The organism is Amycolatopsis thermalba (genome assembly GCF_023376025.1).
Lineage (GTDB): Bacteria > Actinomycetota > Actinomycetes > Mycobacteriales > Pseudonocardiaceae > Amycolatopsis_E > Amycolatopsis_E thermalba.
Genome location: NZ_CP091196.1, coordinates 5,635,275 through 5,659,233, shown reverse-complemented (window position 1 = coordinate 5,659,233; position 23,959 = coordinate 5,635,275). Strand labels below are relative to the sequence as shown.

The following is a 23,959-nucleotide window of genomic DNA, read 5'->3' as shown; positions in this document are numbered from 1 at the left end:
GCGATGAAGCTCGTCGAACACTTCAAGCAGGGGCTGACCTCGCCCATCTGCCTGACCTGGGAACTGACCTACGCCTGCAACCTCTCGTGCGTGCACTGCCTGTCCTCGTCGGGCCGCCGGGATCCGCGGGAGCTGAGCACGGCGGAGTGCAAGGCCGTCATCGACGAGCTGCAGCGCATGCAGGTCTTCTACGTCAACATCGGCGGCGGCGAACCGACTGTGCGCGCCGACTTCTGGGAGCTCGTCGAGTACGCGGTGGACCACCAGGTGGGCGTCAAGTTCTCCACCAACGGCGTCAAGCTCACCCCGGAGCGGGCGCGGTGGCTCGCCGCGACCGACTACGTGGACGTGCAGATTTCCCTCGATGGCGCGACCGCCGAGGTCAACGACCACGTCCGGGGCCCGGGTTCCTACGACACGGCGATCCGGGCGATGCGGAACCTGTCCGACGCCGGGTTCCGCGGCTTCAAGCTCTCCGTCGTGATGACCCGGCACAACGTCGGTCAGCTCGACGAGTTCAAGGCGATCGCCGACACCTACGGCGCCCAGCTGCGCATCACACGGCTGCGCCCGTCCGGCCGCGGCGCGGACACCTGGGACGAGCTGCACCCCACCGCCGACCAGCAGTTGCAGCTCTACGACTGGCTGGTCGCCAACGGCGAGCAGGTGCTCACCGGCGACTCGTTCTTCCACCTCAACGCGCTCGGCTCGGACCCGCTGCCCGGTCTGAACCTGTGCGGTGCGGGACGGGTGGTGTGCCTGATCGACCCGGTCGGCGACGTCTACGCCTGCCCGTTCGCGATCCACGAGGAGTTCCTCGCCGGCAACGTCCGCGACGAGGGCGGGTTCGCCGGCGTGTGGCGGACCTCCGAGCTGTTCGAGCGGCTGCGTGGCCCGCAGATCGGCGGTGCGTGCACGTCGTGCTCGGCCTACGACGCCTGCCAGGGCGGGTGCATGGCGGCGAAGTTCTTCACCGGGCTGCCGCTGGACGGCCCGGACCCGGAATGCGTGAAGGGACACGGCGAACTGGCGCTGGCCGGGGTCAGCGCGGCGCCGCGCTCGCACATCGACCACTCGCACCGCACGACCCGCCAGGCTCGCAAGACCGGCAAGGTGCCGGTCAGCATCGGGTTCGGCCCGCCGGAGGGCGGCACCCGGCCCGACCGGGCCTGCGACACCAGCCCGCTCGCGGGGTTCCAGCCCGCGCGATGAGCAGGCTCGCCGGCCCCGTCCGGGTCGGCGGCGGCACCGCCCCGAGCCGGGTCCTCTTCGGTCCGCACGAAACCAACCTGGCTCGGGGCCGGGCGCTCGCCGACCGGCACGTCGCCTACTACCGGCGGCGGGCCGAGGGTGGCGCCGGGGTCATCGTGACCGAGACGGCGAGCGTGCATCCCTCCGACTGGCCGTACGAGCGTGCCCCGCTGGCCGCTTCGTGTGGTCCTGGTTGGACGTCCATCGTGGACGCCTGCCGTCCACACGGGACGCTTGTGATCGCGTCACTCGGGCACGCCGGCGGGCAGGGCTCGTCGGCCTACCACCAGTCTGCGCTGTGGGCACCGTCGCGCGTGCCGGATCCGGTGAGCCGGGAACTGCCGATGGAGATGGAGGGCCCGGAGATCGCGGCGGTGGTCGACGGGTTCCGCGCCGCGGCCGCACTGGCCATTGGGTCCGGTGTGGACGGTGTGGAGATCGACGCCGGCCAGTACTCGCTGCTGCGGCAGTTCTGTTCCGGGCTGACCAACCGGCGCACGGACGCCTACGGTGACCGGGGGCGGTTGCTGTGTGAGGTGCTGGCGGCGGTCCGGGAGGCGATCGGGGACCGGATCCTCGGGCTGCGCCTGGCGTGCGACGAGGGTGCGCCGTGGGGCGGGATCACGCCGGAGACCGCTCCCGTGCCCGGTGGGATCGACTACCTGGTGCCGGTGCGCGGTTCGGCGTTCGCGGATGCCCGGCCCGATCTGCGGACGGAACCGGGGTTCAACCTCGATCTGTGCCGGACGGTGTCCGGGCGGACCTTGACGGTGTGCCAGGGCAGCGTGGTCGATCCAGCACTCGCGGAGCGGGCGCTGGAGTTCGCCGGGCTGGTCGAGATGACCCGCGCGCAGATCGCCGATCCGGACCTGGTCCGGCATCTGCGGGCGGGGACCGCGCCGCGGCCGTGCGTGCTGTGCAACCAGAACTGCCGCGTGCGGGACCCGCGCAACCCGATCGTCAGCTGCATCGGCGAACCGGGCAGCGGGCACGAGACCGAGGACCTCGTGGCCGGCGCGGGTGGCGGGGAAGTGCTGGTGGTCGGTGGCGGGCCGGCCGGCTTGGAAGCCGCGCGCGTGCTCGCGCTGCGGGGGTTCGACGTCGAGCTGACCGAGCGGGCCGACCGGCTCGGCGGGATGGTGCGCGTCGCGGCGCGGCTCGCCGGGCGGGACCGGCTGGCGCGACTGGTGGACTGGCTGGAGGCCGAGGTCCGGCGGCTGGGTGTGCGGATCTCGACCGGGGTGGAGACCCGCGCCGGGGACGGGCGGCCGGTGATCGTGGCGACCGGCAGCCGGCCCGGCCCGCGTGACTACGCCGTCGAGGGCGGTCGCGTGCTCGATGTGGTTGCCGTGCTGGACGGTGCGACGCTGCCGGACGGGCCGGTCGTGGTGCACGATCCGCTCGGCGACTGGACCGGCGCGGGTGTCGCGGAACTGCTGGCCGCCGCGCGTCCGGTGGCGATCGCCGGCCCGGATCCGGTGATCGCGACGCAGGTGCGCGACATCGCCGGGGTGAACGCGCGTCTGCAACGGGCGGGGGTCACGCTCGTCAAGCGGTCGCGTCTTCGCGTGGTGCGCCGGGATCACGTGGTGGTGGAGGACGTGCTCACCGGGGAACGCCGGGAGCTGCCGTGTGGTGTCGTGATCCATTGTGGACACCGGTTGCCGGATGCCGCGCTGTCCGGGACGACGGTCGGTGACGCGGTGGCGCCCCGGACCATCCACGAAGCCGTTCTGGACGGTCGCCGGGCGGCGGTGGCGCTGTGAGCCTGCTGTTCGAGCCGTTGCGGCTGGGGCCGGTCGAGGTGCGCAACCGGATCGTGTTCGCCGCGCACCTGACCAACTACGCCACCGGCAACCTGCCCACCGAGCAGCACGCGGCGTACTACGCCGAGCGGGCCGCGGGCGGCGCCGGGCTGATCATCACCGAGGAACACGTGGTGCACCCCTCGGACTGGCCCTACGAGAAGGTGATCCACGGGTACCGGCCGGAGGTCGTGCCCGGCTACCGCCGTATCACCGGCGCGGTGCACGCGCACGGGGTGCCGATCTTCGCGCAGCTCAACCACAACGGCGGGCAGGCGTCGTCGAGGTACACGCGGCGCGCGGTGTGGGCGCCTTCGCCGGTGCCGGATCCGCTGTTCCGCGAGGTGCCCAAGGCGATGTCCGCCGCGGAGATCGCCGAGGTCGTCGCCGGGTTCGGGCGGGTCGCGCGGCACTGCGCCGCGGGCGGGTTCGACGGCGTGGAGATCCAGTGCTCGCAGTCGTCGCTGGTGCGCGGGTTCCTGGCGCCCGCGACGAACATGCGCACCGACGACTACGGCGGGCCGCTGGCGAACCGGGCCCGGATCCTGCTCGAGATCATCGCGGCGGTGCGCGCGGCGATCGGCCCGGACCGCGCGCTCGGGGTGCGGCTGTCCGGCGACGACCTGGTCCAGGGCGGCATCACGCTCGGCGAGGCGGTCGAGGTGGCGCGGATGATCGCGCCCGGAATCGACTACCTGAACACCTCGATCGGGGTCGCGACCTCGACGTTGTACCTGGTCGAGCCGTCGATGGCGGTGCCGCGCGGGTACGCGTTGCCGGTGTCCGAGACGTTGCGGCGGGCGGTGCCGGTGCCGGTGGTCGGCATCGGGCGGATCAAGTCGCCCGAGGAGGCCGAGCGCGCGCTGGTTGAAGGGCGGTGCGACCTGGTCGGGGTGGTGCGCGGGCAGATTGCCGACCCGTCGTTCGCGGCGAAGGCGCGGGCCGGGCGGGAGGTGCGGACGTGCCTGTCCTGCAACCAGGAGTGCGTGGGGCGGATGGGACTCAACCGGTGGCTGGGGTGCGTGGAGAACCCGCGCGCCGGGCGGGAGGCGGTGCCGCTGCCGCCGCCGGGGCCGCGTCCGAAGCGGGTGCTGGTCGTCGGCGCGGGCCCGGCGGGGCTGACGGCGGCGGCGACGGCGGCGGAGCGGGGACACCACGTCACGGTGCTGGAGCGCGGTGAGCCGGGCGGGCAGATCGCGCTGGCGGCGACCGCGCCGGGGCGGGCCGAGCTGGGGGACCTGGTGCGCAACCTGCTGACCGACTGCCGGCGCGCGGGTGTCGACTTGACGACAGGGTGCGCGGCGACGCCTGCGGTGTTGCTGGACGAGGCGCCGGACGCCGTGGTGCTGGCGACGGGGGCCCGGCCGGTGCTGCCGGAGTGGGCGGTATCGCCGCGGGTGGTGCACGCGCGGGAGGTGCTGGGCGGGGTTTCGCCGTCGGGTGAGGTGGTGGTGATCGACGAGGTGGGCTTCCACCCGGCGACGTCGGTGGCGGAGCTGCTGGCCGCGCGGGGGTGCCGGGTGACGGTGTCGACGCCGGGGATGGTGGTGGGGCAGGACCTCGGGCTCACGCTGGACCGGGAGCTGTTCGCACGGCGGGCGCACGCGCTCGGGATCGCGGAGCGGACGGACGAGATGGTGCTCACCGCCGCGGCGACGGAGGATGGGGGCGTGGCGTTGCGGATGCTGAAGCACACGACCGGCGAGACCAGGGAGGCCCGCTGCGACTGGGTGGTGTGCGCGACGCACCAGGAACCGGAGGACACGCTGTGGCACGCCCTGCGGGAGGCGCCGTTTCGCGTGTTGAGGGTGGGGGACTGCGTCACGCCGAGGCGAGCGCACGCGGCGGTGGTGGAGGGGTATCGGGTGGGGGTGTCGTTGTGACGGTTGAAGTGGCACGCTCCCCGCGTGGAGATGATCACGTGACCCCGCGCGTCGCCGTGGTGACGGGGGCCGGGCGCGGGATCGGGGCGGCCGTCGTGCATCGGCTTGCGGGGGAGGGCTGGCGGGTGGTCGCCGTGGACGTCGCCGAGGATTTGCCCGGGCTGGGCTATCCGCTCGCGCGTCGGGAGCAGCTCGCCGAGGTCGCCGCGAAATGGCCGGCCCAGGTGATCGACGTCGTCGGGGATGTGCGGGACCAGCGGGCTCTCGACGCGGCCGTCGGCGTCGCCGAGCGGGAGTTCGGCGGGCTGGACGCGGCGGTCGCCGCCGCGGCGGTCATGGCCGGTGGGCGGCCGCTGTGGGAGACCACCGATTCCGAATGGGAATCGCTCTTCGGCGCCGGGGTGGACGGCGTCTTCCACCTGGCCCGCGCGGCGGTGCCGGCCCTGCTGCGCCGCCCGCGGCCGCGCAGTGGACGGTTCGTCGCGCTCGCCTCGGCCGCCGGGCACACCGGCTTGTGGCGGCTGGCCGGCTACAACGCGGCCAAGCACGCGGTCGTCGGGCTGATCCGGGGCCTCGCCACGGACCTGCGCGGCACCGGCATCACCGCGACGGCCGTCTCCCCGGGCTCGACGCGCACACCGATGCTGGAGGCGACGGCCGAACTGTACGAACTGGACGACGTCGAGGAGTTCGCGCAGCACCAGCTCGCCGAGCGCCTGCTGGAACCCGACGAGGTGGCCGCGGCGGTGTGCTGGCTGTGCGGCCCCGACGCGAGCGCGATCACCGGCACGGTGCTCCACGCGGACGGGGGTTTCACGGCATGACGGTGCTCCACCTGGATCCCTCCACCAAGGCCGTCGCCGGGGGGCGCGTTCTCCTCGGGGGCTCGCCCCTGCGCGTCATCAAGCTCTCCGCCGCCGGGGCGCGCCTGTTCGCCCAGTGGGCGGCCGGCGCGGCGGTCGGCGACCAGCCCCACCACCGGCGGCTCGCGGACAAACTCGTCCTCGCCGGCATGGTCCACCCCACCTACCCCGAGGCGCACCTGACCCCGCAGGACGTCACCGTCGTCGTCCCGGTCCGCGACCACGCCGACCGCCTCGCCGGGCTCCTCCCGCGCCTGGCCGACGTCCGCGAGACGCTCGTCGTCGACGACGGGTCCGCCGTGCCCGTGCCGCACGCCGTCGACCGGCATCCCGTCCCGCGTGGCCCGGCCGCCGCCCGCAACACCGGCTGGCGCAAGGTCACCACCGAGCTGGTCGCCTTCCTCGACGCCGACACCCGGCCCGCACCGGGCTGGCTCGGGCCGCTGCTCGCGCAGTTCCAGGACCCCGCCGTGGTGGCCGTCGCGCCGCGGGTGCGCAGCGCGCCCGGCCCGGAAGCCCTGTCCCGCTACGAACAACTTCAGTCCTCTTTGGACATGGGTGCCATCCCGGCGCAGGTCCGCCCCCGCGGCCGCATCACCTACCTGCCCACCGCCGCACTCGTCGTGCGCACCTCGGCGCTGCAGGCGATCCACGGCTTCGACGAGGACCTGCGGTTCGGCGAGGACGTCGACCTGATCTGGCGCCTCGTCGATGCCGGCGGCTCCGTGCGCTACGAACCGGAGTCCGAAGTGGAGCACGAACCACGCACCACCTGGCGCGCCTGGCTGAAACAGCGGTACAACTACGGCACCTCCGCCGCGCCACTCGCGAAACGGCATGGGCGGCGAGCGCTCGCGCCGGTGCGGGTGTCCGGCTGGACCGCGCTGGCCTGGCTCGCGCTCGCCGCCGGACGGCCGAAGACCGGCGTCGCGATCGCACTCGGCACCGCCGCTCTGTTGCCCCGCAAGCTGAAACCCCTCGACGTGCCGGCGAAGGAAGCGCTCGGCATCGCCCTGCGCGGGCACGTCGCCGCGGGCCGCTTCCTCGCCGACGCCCTGACCCGTGCGTGGGGCCCGGCCGCGATCCCGTCGCTGGCGCTGTCCCGGCGCGGCCGCCGCGTCCTGGCCCTGGCCTACGCCCGGCACCTCCTCGACTGGGCCCGCACCCGGCCGGACATCGACCCGCTCCGGTGGCTGCTGGCCCGCGCCGCCGACGACCTCGCCTACGGCGCCGGGGTGTGGCGTGGCTGCCTGCGCGAGGACGAACCCGGCCCGCTGATTCCCGATCTCTCCAACTGGCCGGGAAAACGGCTATGAACCTCGCCGATCTCGCCTGGCCCGAACTCGGCGACCGCCGCCTGCTGGCCGTGCCGCTGGGCGCCACCGAGCAGCACGGTCCGCACCTGCCGTACACGGTGGACACCGAGATCGCGGCCGAGCTGTGCCGCCGCCTCGGCGCGGCCCGGCCGGAGGTCGTCGTCGCGCCCGCCCTGCCCTACGGCTCCAGCGGGGAGCACGCCGATTTTCCCGGTACGCTCTCGATCGGTCAGGAAGCCACCGAACTCCTCGTGGTCGAGCTGGTGCGGTCCGCGGACGCCTTCGCCGGGGTGCTGCTGGTGTCCGCGCACGGCGGCAACGCGTTCCCGCTGCGCCGCGCGGTGGCGAAACTGCGTTACGAGGGCCGGAACGTGCGCGCGTGGTGCCCGGACGGCCCGGCCGACGACACGCACGCCGGGCGGCTGGAGACGTCGGTGATGCTCGCGTTGCGGCCGGAAGCCGTGCGCACGAACCGGTTCGAGCCCGGCCAGACGCGGCCGTTGCCGGAACTCATCGGACGGTTGCGTGACGAAGGTGTGCGTGGGGTGAGTCCGAACGGGGTGCTGGGTGACCCCGCGGGGGCGAGCGCGGAAGCGGGGCGCGCCACCCTCAGTCGATGGACGGACGCTCTACTTGAAGCTGCCGCGGCGCTTGCCAGAGATGGCATCATGTAGCAGTCGGTGCATGAGACCCCTGTCACAAAGAGGTGATCGGTGTGAAGACCAAGGCCGCAGTCCTGCACTCCGCGGGCAAGCCGTTCGAGATCGAGGAACTCGAGCTCGACGGTCCACGCGAAGGCGAGGTTCTGATCAAGTACACGGCCGCCGGCCTGTGCCACTCGGACCTGCACCTGATCGACAACGACCTCGTGCCGCGGTTCCCGATCGTGGGCGGGCACGAGGGCGCCGGGATCATCGAAGACGTCGGCCCGGGCGTCTCCAAGGTCAAGCCGGGCGACCACGTCGTGTGCAGCTTCATCCCGAACTGCGGCCACTGCCGCTACTGCGCCACTGGCCGCTCGAACCTGTGCGACATGGGCGCGACGATCCTCGACGGGCACATGCCCGACGGCACCTTCCGCTTCCACCGCGGCGGCACCGACTACGGCGCCATGTGCATGCTCGGCACGTTCTCCGAGCGCGCCACGATCTCCGAGCACTCGGTGGTCAAGGTGGACGACTGGCTGCCGTTGGAGACGGCGGTGCTGGTGGGCTGCGGTGTACCGACCGGCTGGGCCACGGCCAACTACGCCGGCGGCGTCCGCGCGGGTGACACCTGCGTCGTGTACGGCATCGGCGGGATCGGCATCAACGCCGTCCAGGGCGCCGCGCACGCGGGTGCCGCGAACGTGATCGCGGTCGACCCGGTCGCCTTCAAGCGCGAGAAGGCGATGGAACTGGGCGCCACCCACGCGTTCGCCTCGGCGGACGAGGCCGCCGCGAAGGTCGCCGAGCTGACCTGGGGCCAGATGGCCGACCAGGCGCTGATCACCGTCGGCACGGTCGACGAGCAGGTCGTGACGGACGCGTTCAACGTGGTCGGCAAGGGCGGCACGGTCGTGATCACCGGCCTGGCCAACCCGGAGAAGCTGACGGTGCACCTGTCCGGCGGCGTGATGACCCTGTTCGAGAAGACGGTCAAGGGCACGCTGTTCGGCTCGGCCAACCCGCAGTACGACATCCTCCGCCTGCTGCGCCTGTACCAGGCCGGCCACGTGAAGCTCGACGAGCTGGTGACCAAGCGGTACTCGCTCGAAGAGGTCAACGAGGGCTACCAGGATCTGCGCGACGGGAAGAACATCCGCGGCGTGCTCATGCACTCGGCGGACTGAGTGCGTTCCCCGTGAGGGCGGGCCTGCCCGCCCTCACGGGTCGACCAGCGGCTGGAACGCCGCGCGCACGTCGGCGTCCGAGGGCGTCACGTACACCTGGCTCGGCGGGATGTCGACCGCCAGGTCGATGTAGGTCCGGTAGTGCAGCACCGGCGGGCAGGAGGCGCCGCCGATCTCCACCCGGGTGTCGGTGACCAGCCGCCCCGTCTTCACCTCGTACACGCGCACCGGGATCGCGATCTTCCGGAAGGACACGTCCTGGTAGCCGTACGGGCTCAGTCCCGACTCGTAGGGGCACGACCGCACCTGTGCGCCGTAGTCCGTCGTGCCCGCGCAGATCACCGCCACCGCGTCGGTGGGGCCACCGGCCCGCCACTCCGCGGGGAACCGGCTCAGGTGCTCGTCGTCGCCGAAGACCAGCGCCCGGTTCGGCCCGTCGCCGTAGGGTGCCGCGGCGCTGTAGGGCGCCGGGTGGTCGCAGTACTCGGGTTCGGCGCCGGGGTAGGAGACCTCCAGCAGATTGCGCACGTTCGCCAGCTCGATCGCCTGGGTGGCGCGGGTGACGCCGTCACCGGCCCGCGCGGTCAGCTCGTGCCCGGGGTACTGGTCGACGATCTGCTGGTACCGGTCGCGGGCCCGCGGCCAGTCGTTCGCGGCCATCAGCCGGTCCGCGCATCCGGCGAGGGCGGCGGGCGCGACCCGGGGGACCACGGCAGCGGCGTGGTCCAGCACGGGGCCGCGGACGCCCTGCCGCAACCAGTCGGTGATCGCGGCGGTGTCGCACGGGTCGGGGACGGGCAGGCGAGCGGTGAAGCGGTCCAGCACCTCCCGGATCCGCTGGTCCTGACCCGGGATCCCGCGCACCTCCACCAGGGTCGCGAACGCGCGCTCCAGGTTCGCCGGATCGCCGCCGAGGGCCTTGCCCAGCTGGGCTTCGGCCGCCAGCAGCAGACGGCAGGCCCGGGTGGTTTCCGCGGCGCGGACGGTCAGTGGCGCGTCGGCCAGCGTGTGCCCGGCCCACAGCCCGTCGAGCGCGGCCAGCGTGCCCGGGCAGTCGCCGCGGCCGTGCGCCTCGGTGGCGTCGCCCTCGATGCGGGCCGCGTCGAAACGCAGCAGCCCGGCGGCCAGCAGCACCGGGAGCGCGACGGCGAGGCCGATCAGCCGCTGCCGGGCCGCGTTCGGCGGGCGATCGGCCCGGCGCGCCAGGTACCAGCCGTGCCCGGTCATCGCCGCCCACCACGCGAGCACGACGATCTCGAACCACACGGTCCGCACCGCCAGGGCGAGGACCGCGACCAGCGCGATCGTCACCAGGCCGGTGAGGACCGCGAGCCGCCGACGGCCGAGCATCAGGTATCCGGCGCCGAGCAGCGAGGCGTTCGCGAGCGTCACGGCCAGTGGATCGGCGGGCTTGTCCATGATCGCCAGTGTCGGGGGAGCAGCCGGGCGTTGGTGCCGCCACGGCACGAACCTGCCACCGGTTCGATTGATCGACCGTCGCGATCAGTAGACCATCCGGCGCAGGCTAGTACGACGTTCGGCTGTGTCCGCGTCACAGTTGTGTGGCACGCGACTGTCATCCGGTCACAGAGATGCGCCGACGCGGCTACGGATCGTTGACCCCCGCGTGGCCCGATTCCTATCGTGACCGCGATCAACGTGGATCTCGGAAGGACACTCTCCATGGCGCATCAACGGCGATCGGCCGCGTCCGGGGACGGGGCGCCGTCTCTGGAACGGCGCCGGTTCCTCGGTTACCTCCTCGCGGCGCCCACCCTCGCGGTCGCGGCGAAGCTCGGCGGGGACCTCGCCGCCCCGGCCCCGGCCGACGCCGCGATCCCCACCCTCCCCGGGCCCGCCGACATCCTGGACCTCGGCGACGCGCTCACGCTCGCGGCGATGCCGACCTCCAACCTCATCGCGATCCAGGTCAACCGCGACGACACGGTCTCGTTCGCGGTGCCGCGCGCCGAGGTCGGCCAGGGCATCACCACCACCGTCGCGATGCTCATCGCCGAGGAGATGGACCTCCCGCTGAGCAAGGTCGGCGTCAACCTCGCCGACGCCCGCCCGGAACTGGTGTTCAACCAGCTCACCGGCGGGTCCAACTCGGTGCGCTCGCTCTACAACCCGGTCCGCACCGCCGCCGCCATCGCCCGTGCCCGTCTGCTGGCCACCGCCGCGGAGCAGTGGAAGGTCGACGCCTCGACGCTCACCGCGCGCGACGGCGTCATCCGCTCCGCCTCCGGCCGCACCGCGACCTACGGTTCCCTCGCCGAAGCCGCCGCGAGCGCCCGCACCGAGGAAACCAGCGCCACGCTGAAGGAGACCTCCGAGTTCCGCATCATCGGCAAGCCGACCGGCCGCATCGACGCGCTCGAAGCGGTCACCGGGCGCAAGCAGTTCACCATGGACCTGCAGGTCCCGAACGCCAAGCCGACGATGGTCTGCCGCCCGCCGACGATCAACGGCACCGTGCGGGCGGTCCGCAACCTCGCCGAGGTCAAGGCGATGCCCGGCGTCACCGACGTCGCCACGATCTCCACCGGCGTGGCGGTGCGCGCCGAGACCTTCGGCCAGTGCATCGACGCGATCCGGGCGCTGAAGGTGGACTGGGGACCGGGCACTGTGGACGGTGAGACCGACGCCTCGGTCGAGCGGAAGCTGCGCGCCGCCGAGCTCCCGATGACCGTGCCGCCGGTGCTGACCCAGTCGATCGACGCCGAGTTCGTGTTCGCCTTCGCCAGCAACAGCGCGCTGGAGACCAACTGCGCGATCGCCGACGTGCGGGCCGACCGCGCCGAGATCTGGTCCGGCCTGAAGTCGCCGATCACCACCCAGGAGCAGATCGCGCTCAAGCTCGGCCTGCCGATCCCGGCGGTCAAGGTGCACGTCGTCACCGGCGGTGGTTCCTTCGGCCGCAAGCTGTTCGGCGACGCCGCGCTGGAGGCCGCGGAGATCTCGAAGAAGATGGGCAAGCCGGTCAAGCTCATGTGGCACCGCGCCGACGACGCCCGCCACGGCCGCACCCACCCGATGTGCATCTCCCGCGTCCGGGTCAACCACGCGCTGGGCAACGTCGTCAGCTACGAGCAGCGGCACACCAGCGTCACCACCGACTTCGGCCACGGCCTCGGCGAGATCCTCACCGCGGTCGCCGCGAAGCTCCCGGTCGGTGACATCGGGTTCTCCCAGACGGTGTTCATGCTGTCCACGCAGATGCCCTACAACTTCGGCGCCACCACGCAGCTGCTCAACGAGGTGCCGCTGAAGTTCCACACCTCCAGCATGCGCAACGTGTACTCGCCCAACGTGGTGTGCGCGCGTGAGCTGATCGTCGACCAGCTGGCCGCGAAGATGGGCCAGGACCCGCTGACGTTCCGCCGGAACTTCCTCAAGGACGACCGCATCCGCAAGGTTCTCGACAAGGCCGCCGAGGTCGGCGACTGGGGCCGGAAGATGCCCGCCGGCACCGCGCAGGGCATCGCGCTGCACTACGAGTACAAGAGCGTCAGCGCGGTCCTGATGGAGATCGACTGCCGCCCGGAGACGGTCAACCGCAAGATCCGCAACGGGGTCGCCGGACCGCGCGTCACCAAGGCCGTCGCGGTCGTGGACGCCGGTCTGCCGATCAACCCGAAGGGCCTGGAGGCGCAGACGATCGGCTGCGTCAACGACGGCATCGCGATGGCGCTCACGTCGAGCCTGCACATCGACAACGGCCTGCCGCTGGAAGCGAGCTGGGACAACTACTTCTACACCCGGCAGTGGAACACGCCGCCGGAGATGGAGGTCGTGGTCATGCCCGCGACCACCGGTGAACCCGGTGGCGCCGGGGAGCTGGCCGTCGCCAGCTCGTTCGCCGCCGCCGCCTGCGCCTACGGCCGGGCGGTGGGGAAGATGCCGACCCGCTTCCCGATCAACCACGGCACGCTGAGCTTCGAGCCGAAGCCGAAGGTGCCACCGGTGCCCGAATCGCCGGTCGACGGCCTGGCCCACACGTACTGAGGAGCTTTCGTTGTCCCAACACACTTTCACGGTCAACGGCGAGCGGGTCACCGTCGACGCCGACGACAAGGTCCGGTTGCTCTGGGTGCTGCGCGACCTGCTCGGCATCACCGGCCCGAAGTACGGCTGCGGCATCAACGTGTGCAAGGCGTGCACGAGCCACATCAACGGCAAGGCGTTCAACCCGTGCGCGGTGCCGGTGTCGGCGATCGGCCCGGACGACGAGATCACCACGATCGAAGGTCTCGCCGACCCGGCCACCGGCGAGCTGCACCCGATGCAGCAGGCGTGGATCGACCGGGACGTCGCGCAGTGCGGCTACTGCCAGCCCGGCCAGATCATGGCCGCCATCGCCAAGGTGAAGCAGGCCCGCGCCGAGGGACGCGAGATCAGCGACGCCGACTTCGACGAGATCCGCAACATCTGCCGCTGCGGCACCTACTCCCGGATCCGGGAGGCCGTGAAGAGCGCGGCTGCCAAGATGTAGTGCATATGCGGCACCACGGCCCCGCAATCCTCCGCGATTGCGGGGCCGTTTCATGCCACTGCGCAACCTGGGACACTTTCGTGTTAGATGTCCACTCGCGAGCCCTCGACGGGGAGGACGGACATCTCATGAGGTACACGGGCGCCGAACCCGCCGTGGCCGGTCTGGCCGGCCGTGCCCTGCCGCGGTTGCCGGAGATGACCAAGGCGACCTACGCGCAGATCATCGAGGAGATGGCCGTCTACCGCGAGGAACGGTTCGTCTCGCATGACGACCTGTTCGCCTCGTGCCGGGACAACCTCCAGTTCCTCGTCCGCGCCCTGGCCGAGCCCGGCGCCCCCGACCTGTCCAAGGCACGCGCGACCGGGCGCGAGCGCGCGCTGATGGGCGCCCCGCTGCCGGAACTGCTGCGGGCGTTCCGCATCGGGTTCACCGAGGTGTGGCAGTGCTTCGTCGAGCTGACCGCGCCCGCGCAGGACGTCGCCACCCTGGTCTCGGCGACCACCGCCATCTGGGACCTGATGGACGACTACATCGAGGAGCTGACCTCGACCTACCGCGCGACGATGGCCGAGATCAGCCGCACCCGGCAGAACCGCAGGCTCGCGCTCGTGGAGGCGCTGTTCACCGGCGGCAACGCGACCGAGGGCACCCTGTGGGACATCGCGCGCATGCTCGACCTGCCGCTGGAGGGCAGCTTCGTCGTCGTCGCCGCGGAAACCCCCGGGCTGGGGCAGGAGGCGTTGCCGCTGATCGAGGTCCGGCTGCGGGAACGGCACCACGCGTCGGCGTGGCGGCTCACGCCGGAGCTGCAGATCGGGGTCGTGTCGGTGCGCGATCCGGGCCAGGTCCTGGAGCTGCTGCGGGAGAACCCGCGCGGGCGGGTGGGGATGAGCCCGGTGTTCACCGGCCTCGGCGACACCGCGCGCGCCCTGCACCTCGCGCGGGTCGCGCTGTCCAGCCTGCCGGCCGGGACGAAGGACGTGGCCCGGTTCCACGAGTCGCCGCTGGCCGGGCTGGTCGCCAGCGACCCGGAGGCGTCGGCCCAGCTGGCCGGGCAGGTGCTGCGGCCGATCCTGGAGCTGCCCGTCGAGGAGGGCAACGTGCTGCTGCTGACGTTGCGCGCCTGGTTCGACTGCGGCGGGTCCACGAAACAGATCGCCGAGCGGGTCTACTGCCACCCCAACACGGTGCGGCACCGGTTGAAGCGGATCACCGACGTGCTGGGCCGCTCGCTGAGCGACCCGTCGGACATCGCGGAGCTGGGCACGGCACTGCGGGCACTCGCCATGTTCGGCGAGTCCGCCCGCAGAGCCGTGCGAAATTGACACCCGTATCGCCTTGCTCGCGGTGCGGGTGGCGGCCCCTCCCGCCAGCCCACCACCACCCTCAACGGACGCGCTCCGCGCGGCTGGGCCGACTCAGCCCCCCGCTGTGGGATCGCCTCCTCATGAATTCCCGCCCGCCGGCCCGACCACCACCCCTGGTGGACGCGCTTCGCGCGACAGTGCCAACCACCACGTCGGCGCTGTCCTCGCGAGGGGGCTCCTGAGAACCCGCGGCGGTGCCGGCTGGCAGGCGCCGTCAGAAGAGCTCAACCGTCGAGCTTCTTGCCGGTGGCCTTGGTGAACGCCTTGGCGCCTGCGCGGTCCACCGCCGCCTTCACCCCGCCGAAGATCGCTCCCTGCAGCACCGCCGCGGTGAGCACCGCTTTGGTGGAGTGGTCGCCCGACGTGGCCTCCGGCGCGTCGTCCTCGCCGGTGACCGCCTTCCACGCCTGCTTGAACAGCATTCCGGCGAGGATCCCGCCCAGTGCGCTCACGGCCAGGCTCAGCGGCTTGTACAGCAGTTTCATCCCGTCACCTCTCCACAGTGGACCCGGCTCCACCCGTCCGGGTACCCGGAGTTCCGGAGGCTGACACTCCGCCGTTGTGCGGCGGCGGCGAGGGGCGTACCTTGGCGCGATACTTTCGCCGGGAGGGTCACTGGTGGTCAGGGGCAAGGTCGTCCGGTTCGACGAGATGCGCGGGTACGGGTTCGTGACGCCGGAAGGGGGTGGCGAGGACGTCTTCATGCACGTCAACGACCTCGACGTGGACAAACGCCTGATCACGCCCGGCGTGGTCGTCGAGTTCACGGTCGAGGACGGCGAACGCGGGCTCAAGGCGTCCGACGTCCGCCTGGTGCGCCAGGCCGCCGACGACGACCGCGACGACGCGTTCCCGGCGCGCGACTTCCGCGAGGAGCTGACGGAATCGCTGCTCACCGGCGTCCCGACGCTCACCGCCGAGGAGGTCCTGCGGGTCCGCCGCGTCGTCCTCGAACTCGTCCGCGACCACGGGTGGCTCGGCGGCTGAATGTTTCGGTGACCTGGGTGCGGGCACACGAACACCCATGAAGGCTGTTACCTGGCACGGCAAGCGCGACGTCCGCGTCGAGGACGTCCCGGACCCGCGGATCGAGGAACCCACGGACGCGATCGTCCGCATCACCTCGACCGGTATCTGCGGCTCCGACCTGCACCTGTACGAGGTGCTCGGGCCGTTCATGGGGAGGGCGACATCCTCGGGCACGAGCCGATGGGCATCGTCGAGGAGGTCGGCTCCGGCGTCACCGACATCAAACCGGGCGACCGGGTCGTGGTGCCGTTCAACATCTCCTGCGGCCACTGCTTCATGTGCGATCAGGGCCTGCAGTCCCAGTGCGAGACCACCCAGGTCACCGAGAAGGGCAAGGGCGGCGCGCTGTTCGGCTACACCAAGCTCTACGGCCAGGTGCCCGGCGGGCAGGCCGAGTACCTGCGCGTCCCGCAGGCCCACTACGGGCCGGTCAAGGTGCCCGAGGGGCCGCCCGACGAGCGGTTCGTCTACCTCTCCGACGTCGTGCCCACCGCGTGGCAGGCCGTCGAGTACGCCGCGATCCCCGACGGCGGCAGCGTCGTGGTGTTCGGGCTCGGCCCGATCGGGCAGATGTGCTGCCGCATCGCGCGGCACCGGGGCGCCGGCCAGGTGATCGGCGTCGACCTGGTGCCCGAGCGGCTGGCGCTGGCCGGACGCTACGGCGTCACCACCATCGACGCCAGGGCGGAGAAGGACGTGCCGGGCGCGGTGCGGGAGATGACCTCGGGCCGCGGCTCGGACTCGGTGATCGACGCGGTCGGCATGGAGGCCCACGGCGCGCCGCTGGGCAAGCTCACCCACCAGATGGTCGGGCTGCTGCCGGACACGATCGCCGCGACGCTGATGGAGAAGGGCGGCGTGGACCGGCTCGCGGTGCTGCACCAGGCCATCGCCACGGTGCGCCGCGGCGGCACGATCTCGCTGTCCGGCGTCTACGGCGGGATGCTCGACCCGCTGCCGATGATGGAGCTGTTCGACAAGCAGATCCAGCTGCGGATGGGCCAGGCCAACGTGCGCCGGTGGATCGACGACGTCCTGCCGCTGGTCAGCGACGACGCCGACCCGCTGGGCGTGGTGGACCTCGCCACCCACAAGCTGCCGCTGGAGGACGCGCCGCGCGCCTACCGCATGTTCCAGCAGAAGCAGGACGGGGCGATCAAGATCCTGCTCCAGCCTTCGGCGTGACGGAGGCGGCGGGCGAGGATTTCCGGACAGCGGAGCGTGGCCCCGGATGATCACCCGGCTATGATCTGGCTCCCTGGGATTGTCCAGCAGCGTGGCACCCGTGTTCGAAGCAACTCCACTGCAGGAGCCGTACACGCATGTCCACGCCCCGGAAGCCGGACCCCTTGTCCGACCTGCCCGCAGGCCAGAGCGCCGATCAGGTCGGGATGTACCAGTGGGACATCCGTGCCGCGACGTGGACGTGGTCGGCGGAGATCTACCTGATGTACGGCTACCAGCCGGGTGCGGTCGAACCGGGCCTGGACCTGGTCACCAAGCACGGCCACCCCACGGACCGCCGCCAGCTGGCGGCGGTGTTCGACGAGGCCCGCCGCACCGGGCAGCCGTTCAGCGCGCAGCAGCGCATCCTCGCCGCGGACGAGAGCACCCGCGCGGTCGTCGTGGTCGGTGACGTCGAGCGGGAGGACGGCGAGACCGTCGGGGTGCACGGGTACTACGTCGACCTGACCACCGCCCGCGTCCGGGAGGCCGAGCAGCTGTCCGAGCTGGCCGGCGAGGCCGCCGGGCTGCAGCGCGCGATGGCCTCGCGCGCCACGATCGAGCAGGCCAAGGGCATGATCATGCTGGCGTACGGGCACGACCCGGCGGCCGCGTTCGAGCTGCTCATCCGCGCCTCCCAGCAGAGCAACGTCAAGCTGCGCGACCTCGCCGACCGGCTCGTCGACGCGGTGCAGGCCTCGGGTGAGCCACCTGCCCAGGCGCGGGCCCACCTGGAAACGATTCTGGCGCGATTGGCGGTGCCGGAGGACGTGTAACCGGCGCGTCTCGAGGTACCCGGAGCGTGACCGGGTGAAAGGAGACCTGCCGAAATGAGCACGATCACCGAGTCCGTCGACGTGAACGTCGACGTGCGCACGGCCTACAACCAGTGGACCCAGTTCGAGTCCTTCCCGCAGTTCATGGAGGGCGTCGAGGAGATCCGCCAGCTCGACGACACGCACACGCACTGGGTGACCAAGATCGGTGGCGCCAAGCGCGAGTTCGACGCCACGATCACCGAGCAGCACCCCGACGAGCGGGTCGCGTGGCGGTCCGACTCCGGCCCGAACCACGCCGGTGTCATCACGTTCCACCGGCTGGACGACCACAAGACGCGGGTGACCGCGCAGATGGACATCGACCCCGAGGGCTTCGTCGAGAACGCCGCCGACAAGCTGGGCATCCTGGACCGCCGCGTGCACGGCGACATGGAGCGCTTCAAGGCGTTCATCGAGAAGCGCGGCGGCCGGGAGACCGGCGCCTGGCGGGGCGACGTGGACCGTCCCGGCAGCTGATGGCCACGAAGACACAGCGGACCGCCGCCGAGTTCGTGCCGGACAGCCGCGCGCTGGACCGGCTCCGCTCGGCGGCGTCGCGCTGCGAGGGATGCGACCTCTACCGCGACGCGACGCAGACGGTCTTCGGGGACGGTCCCGCGCCGGCGAAGGTCATGATGCTGGGCGAGCAGCCGGGCGACAAGGAGGACGTCGCCGGGGAGCCGTTCGTCGGTCCCGCCGGGCGCCTGCTGGACCGGGCACTGGAGGAGGCCGGGGTCGACCGGTCGCAGGTGTATGTGACGAACGCGGTGAAGCACTTCAAGTTCGTGCCGGCCGAGCGGGGGAAGCAGCGGATCCACAAGAAGCCGTCGCGTGGGGAGATCGTGGCGTGCCGGCCCTGGTTGGTCGCCGAGCTGGAGGCCGTGCAGCCGTCGGTGGTGGTTTTGCTGGGGGCTACCGCGGCTTCGTCGTTGATGGGGCCGTCGTTCCGGGTGACGGCTCATCGGGGGAGTTGCTGGCGGCGCCGGAAGAGTTCGCCGGGACGCCGGAGCGGGTGCTGGCGACGGTGCATCCGTCGTCGGTGCTGCGAGCGCCGGACCGGGACGAGGCGTTCGCGGCGCTGGTGAGCGACCTGCGGGCGGTGCCGTCGGTGATGTGACTTCGGGGGGCGGGGGGCCGCCTCGCTTCGCATCGGCGGAGATTGAGCTGGGCGGGGGTTCCGCAGGCAAGAAAATGAAGGAAGCCCCCACCGCGTGGTGGGGGCTCCTTTTTTCTCAGGTGGTGCGGCCCGAGAGGCGGTCGCGGATCCGGTCGATCAATCCGGCCCCCGGGTCGAGGATCAGGTTCATCGGCGGGCGGTCCGGCGCGCTCGGGTGCGGGCGGGTCGGCGCCACCTTCTTCGCCTTCACCACCTTGTCGCCCAGGTCGCGGAGCTCGTCGGGGGAGCAGGCGGACTGCAGCTTCGGCAGCAGGTCCTGCTCCTCGTCCTCGATGTGGTGCCGGATGTCGTCCATCAGGCTGCGCATCAGCTCGTCGAACCGGGGGTCGGTCGCCGGCACGTCCTCCAGCTGCTTCATGACCTCCTCGGCCTCGGCGTGCTCCTCCAGCTCGTGGTCGACCAGCTCGTCACCGTTGTCCAGGTACTTCCGCGCCGCCGGGTACATGAACTGCTCCTCGGCGACCGAGTGGCGCACCAGCTCGGCGATCACGTGGTCGGCCAGGTCACGGCGGTGCTCCGGGGTGCCCGCGCCCGACTCCAGCTCGGCGAAGACGCGTTCGATGTGGCGGTGATCGGAGAGGATCACAGCGATCAGGTCCGGTTTCTCTGCGGCAGTCATGCGTCTGGCGATACCCGCCCGATCGGGGAGCTAATCTCACGGATGCCCGGTCAGGCGCAACGAGAAGTTGTCGAACGTGGCCGGCAGCGGGCGGCCCGGGCCCGGCTTGGGGGAGGAGTCCACTGTGTAGTCCCGGTCCCCGATCAGGGCGGCCAGCACGGTCGAGCCGGTGAACAGCACCAGGTTCTTCGCCGGGCACTCACCCGGCCCGGCGCTGAACGGCACCAGCGACGGCTCCTCCTGCGCCCGCCCGTCCAGCCAGATCTCCGGCGCGAAGCTGTGCGCGTAGGGCAACCGTGAATCGTCGCGGTGGAACAGCGGGGTGAACACCAGCAGGCCCGTCCCCGCCGGCACCCGGTGGCCGTGCCAGTCCAGCTCCTTCGTCGTGTCCCGCAGGATCGCCGGCGTCGTGGGCCACAACCGCACCGTGTCCAGCACGCACGCCCGCAGGTAGCCCAGATCGGTACCGGACGCGAGGTCCTGCCGGGCCTGCTGCCGCTGCGCGGGATGCGTGGCGAGCAGGGCCAGCGTGCGGAAGGTGACCATCCCGGCGGCGTCGAACGCGAACAGCCAGTGCCCGATCTGGCTGGCCACCTCGTCGTCCGCCGCGAGGCCGCCGGCGAGGCTGTCGTCCGGCGCCCGGGCCAGCAACGGCCGGACCCGGCCGAGGAACTCCGCCCGCAGCCGACCGCGCCGCGGCATCAGGGACGACCAGTTCGCCGCCAGCCGCAGCCGTTCCAGCAGGTCCGTCGTGGCCTGGTCGTCACGCGCGTGGTCGCCGAACACCACCCGGCGCACCATCCGCCACCACACCGGCGCGAACGTGTCCCAGTCGAGCTGCCCCGGCCCCAGCGCGGCGAACTCGTCGGCGACCTTCGCCCGCACCGACGGCGCCAGGTGGTGCGTCGGCCGGCTCGTCTCCAGCGCGCGCTCGGTCCACTCCCGGCGCCGGTCGCGGTCCGGCCCCGCGGAGATCAGCACCCCGTGCGGCTGGAACTGCGCCAACGCCTTCCGCTTCTCCAGGTTCGCCGGCGTGAACGGCTCCGGCGACTCCGCCAGCACCCGCCCGACGTCGTCGGGGGAGAGCACCACCGCGAACGACCGGCCGGGCACCGCCAGGCGCAACAGCCCGTCACCGTGGCGGGCGCGCAGCTTCTGCAGGGTCCGCACGGCGGAGGCGTCGGCCTGCATCTTCTCCAGCAGGGTCATCACCCGCGGCCGCCGCTTGATCACGCCACCGGCGAGAACGGGCCCGATGACGCCGGTCAGCACCTTCACCGTCTCCGGCACCGACGCCGTGGGCAGCCCGCTCACCGGGTCACCAGCTCCGCGATCCGGTCCAGCGCGTGCTTCGCCTCGGGGATGTCCGCGATCATCCACGCGTGGAACATCCCGCCGTACTCCCAGTACTCCAGTGGCACGCCCTGTACGGCCGCCTTGTGGTAGAGGTTGCGCGAGTCGGCCAGCAGCACGTCCCGGGTGCCGATGAAGCAGCTCAGGGCGCCCAGCCCACGCAGGTCGCCGTTGATGGGGCTGACCAGCTCGTTCGCCGGATCCAAGCCGCCCGCGTAGAGCCGCCCGGCCTCCCGCAGGCCGGTCACGCCCAGGTACGGGTCGTGCCGGTCGTACTCGGGCAGCGCCGGATCGGTCATCGTGATGTCCAGCCACGGCGAGAGCATCACGACTTCCTTGGGCTGCGGCCGCCCCTCGTCGCGCAATGCCTGCGCCAGCACCAGCGACAGCCCGCCGCCCGCCGAGTCGCCCATCAGGACCTGGTCGGCCGGGTCGGCGTCGCCCAGCACCTCCTTGTAGGTGGCGTGGATCATCGACAGCGTGTCGTCGTAGTGGCTGCCGGGCGCCAGCGGGTACAGCGGCGCGGTGACCGCGCAGCCGGTGCGGGCGATCAGCCGGGCGAAGAACTTCCAGTGGTCGCCCTGGATCTGGTGCACGTACGCGCCGCCGTGGAAGTACAGGACGTGCCGCCCGGTCGCGTTCGCCCGCGGCCGCAACGTGTACACGGGGTGACCGTGCACCTCGGTGCGGTCGAGGTCGACCTGCTTGCGCACCGCCGGGGGCGGCAGCGCGTTCTCCCGCTGCTGCCGCGGCCCCATGCTCTCGTGCAGTGCGTCCACGTCGGCGAACGTGCGCTTGCGCCCGGTCAGGAGCATCTCGGCGATCAGCAGTCTGGCGTGCAGGCTCGTCTTTCCGACCACCGGGTGCGGTTACCCCTGCTCCTCCGGGGCGAAACTAGACCAGGTCGCGGGGGAACCGGCGGTGCCAGTTGCGGGAGAACACGCGGTGCGCGCCTTCGTAACCGTCCAGTGTGGCGTGCAGCACGAACTCCTCCGGCGTGCACGACAACACGGTGCGCGTTTCCGTGCGGGCTTCCCAGTCGCCGCGCGCGAACGTCATGCTCCACTTCGTCTCGCCGCACACCGAGGCGAAGTCGTCGGCCACCGAGCTGTAGCGCTCGTAGGCGCGCCGCGAGACCTCCAGGTCGATGTCGTCCAGCCGCACGGTGCCCGAGTCCTTCACGATCTCCAGCGCCGACCGGTACTCCACCAGGTCACGCGACACCGTCCAGCGCTGCTCGCCCGGCCGCAGCACGGTGGTGGTCCTCGGCGGCGAACCCTCCGGCTCACCGAACACCTGGCCGCTCACCTCGTCGGACTCGCGGATCGGCCGCACCGGCAGGGCCAGGGAGCTGCCCTTCGTGTGGACGGTCAGCCGTGCGGGCTCCGGTGCCGGCCACGCCAGCGGCCAGTACGAAGTGGACAGTGCGAGCCGGATCCGGTGGCCGGGCGGGAACGCCTGCGCGACACCGTTGAGCTCCAGCTCCACCTGGTAGCGCTTGCCCGGCTCCAGCGGGGCCGGTTCGTGGTTGCTGTCGCGGTGGGTCAGGTTCAGCAGCCCGTAGGTGACGCGGGTCGCGCGCCCGTCCGGGTGCACGTCGGACAGCCGCGCCGCGACCATCGCCACCGGCTTGTCCACCGACAGCTCCAGCCGCACCTTCGGCGCGCCGAGGACCTCGCACGTCTCGGTCAGCTCGTCACCGTCGAACACCAGCGACCCGCCGTCCTCCTCGCGCTGGTCGTAGGGCAGGTCCGGCGGCGCGTTGTAGGAGGCCCACTTGCCGGCGAACTGTCCCACCGACAGCGGCGACTCGACGTGCAGCGCGGTGTCCGGCACGTCCTCGTCCGGGCGCCCGATCCGGTGCCGCGCCAGGGGATACGTGCGCCAGTCGATGTGCGGCGACGGCCACTGCGGCTCACCGACCCACCGGCCGGGACGCTCCTCGTAGGACGTCGACGGCGGCACGCTGTCCTGCATCCAGGTCAGCAGCATCGGCCCGTCCATCACGCCGTTGTCGCGGTCCTTGAGCCAGTGGTCCCACCACTTCACGACCTCCTGCAGGTACCCGATCGCCGGGCCCGGCTCGCCCAGGTGCGGGTACTTGTGCGACCACGGGCCGATCAGGCCCTTGCGCGGCACGGACAGGTTCGCCAGCAGGCGGGTCACGGCGTTGGAGTAGCCGTCCGCCCAGCCGCTGGAGGCCAGCACCGGCACCTGCACGTCGCTGTAGTTCTCGCACACCGAGGCGTGGCACCAGTACTCGTCGCGGCGCTGGTGCTCCAGCCAGGTGTCCACCCACGGGCCGACGCCCTCGGCGCGTTCCAGCCACATGTCCCGCCAGCGTTCGCCGATCAGCGCCGGGTCCGGCGGCAGGGTGCTGTAGGCGAACATCGTCCCGGCCTCGCCGAGGTTGTCCGACAGCATGCAGCCGCCCATGTAGTGGAAGTCGTCGGAGTAGCGGTCGTCGGTGAACGACGAGATGACGATGGCGCGCAGGCTCGGCGGTTTCCGCGCGGCCACCTGGAGCGCGGCGAACCCGCCCCAGGAGATGCCCATCATGCCGGTGCGCCCGTCGCACCACGGCTGCTCGGCGATCCACGCCAGTACGTCCTCGGCGTCCTGCTGCTCCTGCTCGACGTACTCGTCGGTCAGGACTCCCTCCGACTCACCCGTGCCCCGCAGGTCCACGCGCACGCACGCGTACCCGTGCCCGGCGAGGTAGGGGTGGTGGACGGAGTCCCGGACCGCGGTCAGGTCCCGCTTGCGGTACGGGATGTACTCGAGGATCCCGGGCACCGGTTCGTCGTCGGCGGACACCGGCCGCCAGATCTTCGCGGCCAGCCGGGTACCGTCCGACACCGGTATCCAGACGTGCTCTTCCTCGGTGATCTCGTACGGCAGGGAGCGGACCTCCCGCATATCCGA

The 23,959-nt window shown here is 71.9% G+C and carries 19 protein-coding genes and 2 pseudogenes; 15 read left to right on the top strand and 6 right to left on the bottom strand.

What is annotated here, in order from left to right; translation table 11 throughout:
- The first annotated feature begins 3 nt into the window (after positions 1-3).
- The 7 genes from mftC to L1857_RS27380 are packed head-to-tail and all read left to right on the top strand — an operon-like array spanning position 4 to position 8,949.
- On the top strand, positions 4-1,212 hold the full coding sequence (mftC, locus tag L1857_RS27410) for a mycofactocin radical SAM maturase (RefSeq protein ID WP_116111356.1): 1,209 nt from the start codon (positions 4-6) through the stop codon (positions 1,210-1,212).
- On the top strand, positions 1,209-3,017 hold the full coding sequence (locus tag L1857_RS27405) for a mycofactocin system FadH/OYE family oxidoreductase 1 (RefSeq protein ID WP_249466688.1): 1,809 nt from the start codon (positions 1,209-1,211) through the stop codon (positions 3,015-3,017). The genes mftC and L1857_RS27405 overlap by 4 nt, the downstream gene beginning before the upstream one ends.
- Positions 3,014-4,939: a mycofactocin system FadH/OYE family oxidoreductase 2 gene (locus L1857_RS27400; protein ID WP_249466685.1), complete on the top strand. Its 1,926-nt coding sequence runs from the start codon at positions 3,014-3,016 to the stop codon at positions 4,937-4,939. Before L1857_RS27405 ends, L1857_RS27400 begins: the two co-directional genes overlap by 4 nt.
- Before the next feature lie 38 nt (positions 4,940-4,977).
- Positions 4,978-5,763, top strand: coding sequence for a mycofactocin-coupled SDR family oxidoreductase (locus L1857_RS27395; protein ID WP_249466682.1), 786 nt, complete (start codon positions 4,978-4,980; stop codon positions 5,761-5,763).
- Entirely contained in the window at positions 5,760-7,118 is a 1,359-nt protein-coding gene (gene mftF, locus L1857_RS27390; protein ID WP_249466680.1) for a mycofactocin biosynthesis glycosyltransferase MftF, read from the top strand. Before L1857_RS27395 ends, mftF begins: the two co-directional genes overlap by 4 nt.
- Positions 7,115-7,792: a mycofactocin biosynthesis peptidyl-dipeptidase MftE gene (mftE, locus tag L1857_RS27385; RefSeq protein ID WP_249466677.1), complete on the top strand. Its 678-nt coding sequence runs from the start codon at positions 7,115-7,117 to the stop codon at positions 7,790-7,792. Before mftF ends, mftE begins: the two co-directional genes overlap by 4 nt.
- A gap of 41 nt (positions 7,793-7,833) precedes the next feature.
- The gene (locus L1857_RS27380) at positions 7,834-8,949 is read left to right on the top strand and encodes an NDMA-dependent alcohol dehydrogenase (RefSeq protein WP_094007575.1); all 1,116 of its coding nucleotides are present in this window, start codon (positions 7,834-7,836) and stop codon (positions 8,947-8,949) included.
- A 33-nt stretch (positions 8,950-8,982) separates the two neighbouring features.
- Here the strand turns inward: L1857_RS27380 and L1857_RS27375 are convergent, their stop codons facing one another.
- Positions 8,983-10,368, bottom strand: a complete 1,386-nt coding sequence (locus L1857_RS27375) for a hypothetical protein (protein WP_116113919.1) — start codon at positions 10,366-10,368, stop codon at positions 8,983-8,985.
- A 264-nt stretch (positions 10,369-10,632) separates the two neighbouring features.
- On the opposite strand from L1857_RS27375, the gene L1857_RS27370 reads away from it, so the two are divergent.
- The 3 genes from L1857_RS27370 (at position 10,633) to L1857_RS27360 (ending at position 14,772) form a co-directional block, all read left to right on the top strand.
- Positions 10,633-12,957, top strand: a complete 2,325-nt coding sequence (locus tag L1857_RS27370) for a molybdopterin cofactor-binding domain-containing protein (RefSeq protein WP_116113917.1) — start codon at positions 10,633-10,635, stop codon at positions 12,955-12,957.
- Positions 12,958-12,967: 10 nt separating this feature from the next.
- Positions 12,968-13,444, top strand: a complete 477-nt coding sequence (locus tag L1857_RS27365; RefSeq protein ID WP_094007562.1) for a (2Fe-2S)-binding protein — start codon at positions 12,968-12,970, stop codon at positions 13,442-13,444.
- A 128-nt stretch (positions 13,445-13,572) separates the two neighbouring features.
- Positions 13,573-14,772 (top strand): PucR family transcriptional regulator, encoded by a 1,200-nt coding sequence (locus tag L1857_RS27360; protein ID WP_094007563.1) that lies wholly within the window; start codon positions 13,573-13,575, stop codon positions 14,770-14,772.
- Between the two features lie 266 nt (positions 14,773-15,038).
- Here L1857_RS27360 and L1857_RS27355 read toward each other — a convergent pair whose 3' ends face one another.
- Positions 15,039-15,299: a DUF4235 domain-containing protein gene (locus L1857_RS27355; protein ID WP_094007564.1), complete on the bottom strand. Its 261-nt coding sequence runs from the start codon at positions 15,297-15,299 to the stop codon at positions 15,039-15,041.
- Between the two features lie 133 nt (positions 15,300-15,432).
- Between L1857_RS27355 and L1857_RS27350 the strand changes: the two genes are divergently transcribed.
- The 5 genes and pseudogenes from L1857_RS27350 to L1857_RS27330 all read left to right on the top strand — a co-directional run bounded on the left by L1857_RS27350 (position 15,433) and on the right by L1857_RS27330 (position 19,002).
- Complete coding sequence (locus L1857_RS27350) at positions 15,433-15,801, top strand: cold-shock protein (RefSeq protein ID WP_094007565.1); 369 nt, start codon at positions 15,433-15,435, stop codon at positions 15,799-15,801.
- Between the two features lie 37 nt (positions 15,802-15,838).
- Positions 15,839-17,028: pseudogene (locus L1857_RS27345) on the top strand (zinc-dependent alcohol dehydrogenase).
- A 137-nt stretch (positions 17,029-17,165) separates the two neighbouring features.
- Positions 17,166-17,843 (top strand): PAS and ANTAR domain-containing protein, encoded by a 678-nt coding sequence (locus tag L1857_RS27340; RefSeq protein WP_094007567.1) that lies wholly within the window; start codon positions 17,166-17,168, stop codon positions 17,841-17,843.
- 54 nt (positions 17,844-17,897) lie between these two features.
- Positions 17,898-18,362 carry an SRPBCC family protein gene (locus tag L1857_RS27335; RefSeq protein ID WP_094007568.1) on the top strand — a complete coding sequence of 155 codons (465 nt, stop codon included), beginning with the start codon at positions 17,898-17,900 and terminating at the stop codon, positions 18,360-18,362.
- A pseudogene (locus L1857_RS27330) lies at positions 18,362-19,002 on the top strand (UdgX family uracil-DNA binding protein). Before L1857_RS27335 ends, L1857_RS27330 begins: the two are co-directional and overlap by 1 nt.
- Before the next feature lie 115 nt (positions 19,003-19,117).
- Here the strand turns inward: L1857_RS27330 and L1857_RS27325 are convergent.
- The 4 genes from L1857_RS27325 to L1857_RS27310 are packed head-to-tail and all read right to left on the bottom strand — an operon-like array spanning position 19,118 to position 23,953.
- A complete protein-coding gene (locus L1857_RS27325) occupies positions 19,118-19,681 on the bottom strand; it encodes a hemerythrin domain-containing protein (protein WP_116113908.1) in 564 nt (187 codons plus the stop codon).
- A gap of 36 nt (positions 19,682-19,717) precedes the next feature.
- On the bottom strand, positions 19,718-20,995 hold the full coding sequence (locus tag L1857_RS27320; protein WP_249466674.1) for a cytochrome P450: 1,278 nt from the start codon (positions 20,993-20,995) through the stop codon (positions 19,718-19,720).
- Positions 20,992-21,894, bottom strand: a complete 903-nt coding sequence (locus L1857_RS27315) for an alpha/beta hydrolase fold domain-containing protein (protein WP_116113902.1) — start codon at positions 21,892-21,894, stop codon at positions 20,992-20,994. Before L1857_RS27315 ends, L1857_RS27320 begins: the two co-directional genes overlap by 4 nt.
- Before the next feature lie 34 nt (positions 21,895-21,928).
- Positions 21,929-23,953, bottom strand: a complete 2,025-nt coding sequence (locus L1857_RS27310) for a CocE/NonD family hydrolase (protein WP_116113899.1) — start codon at positions 23,951-23,953, stop codon at positions 21,929-21,931.
- Positions 23,954-23,959 lie beyond the last annotated feature (6 nt).

What these genes read in the sequence shown, in the direction of transcription:
- mftF (WP_249466680.1), top strand. Translation starts at nt 5,760, where the DNA reads ATGACGGTGCTCCACCTGGATCCCTCCACCAAGGCCGTCGCCGGGGGG.
- L1857_RS27405 (WP_249466688.1), top strand. Translation starts at nt 1,209, where the DNA reads ATGAGCAGGCTCGCCGGCCCCGTCCGGGTCGGCGGCGGCACCGCCCCG.
- L1857_RS27335 (WP_094007568.1), top strand. Translation starts at nt 17,898, where the DNA reads ATGAGCACGATCACCGAGTCCGTCGACGTGAACGTCGACGTGCGCACG.
- L1857_RS27310 (WP_116113899.1), bottom strand. Translation starts at nt 23,953, where the DNA reads ATGCGGGAGGTCCGCTCCCTGCCGTACGAGATCACCGAGGAAGAGCAC.
- L1857_RS27340 (WP_094007567.1), top strand. Translation starts at nt 17,166, where the DNA reads ATGTCCACGCCCCGGAAGCCGGACCCCTTGTCCGACCTGCCCGCAGGC.
- L1857_RS27360 (WP_094007563.1), top strand. Translation starts at nt 13,573, where the DNA reads ATGAGGTACACGGGCGCCGAACCCGCCGTGGCCGGTCTGGCCGGCCGT.
- L1857_RS27370 (WP_116113917.1), top strand. Translation starts at nt 10,633, where the DNA reads ATGGCGCATCAACGGCGATCGGCCGCGTCCGGGGACGGGGCGCCGTCT.
- L1857_RS27325 (WP_116113908.1), bottom strand. Translation starts at nt 19,681, where the DNA reads ATGACTGCCGCAGAGAAACCGGACCTGATCGCTGTGATCCTCTCCGAT.
- mftE (WP_249466677.1), top strand. Translation starts at nt 7,115, where the DNA reads ATGAACCTCGCCGATCTCGCCTGGCCCGAACTCGGCGACCGCCGCCTG.
- L1857_RS27375 (WP_116113919.1), bottom strand. Translation starts at nt 10,368, where the DNA reads ATGGACAAGCCCGCCGATCCACTGGCCGTGACGCTCGCGAACGCCTCG.
- L1857_RS27355 (WP_094007564.1), bottom strand. Translation starts at nt 15,299, where the DNA reads ATGAAACTGCTGTACAAGCCGCTGAGCCTGGCCGTGAGCGCACTGGGC.
- mftC (WP_116111356.1), top strand. Translation starts at nt 4, where the DNA reads ATGAAGCTCGTCGAACACTTCAAGCAGGGGCTGACCTCGCCCATCTGC.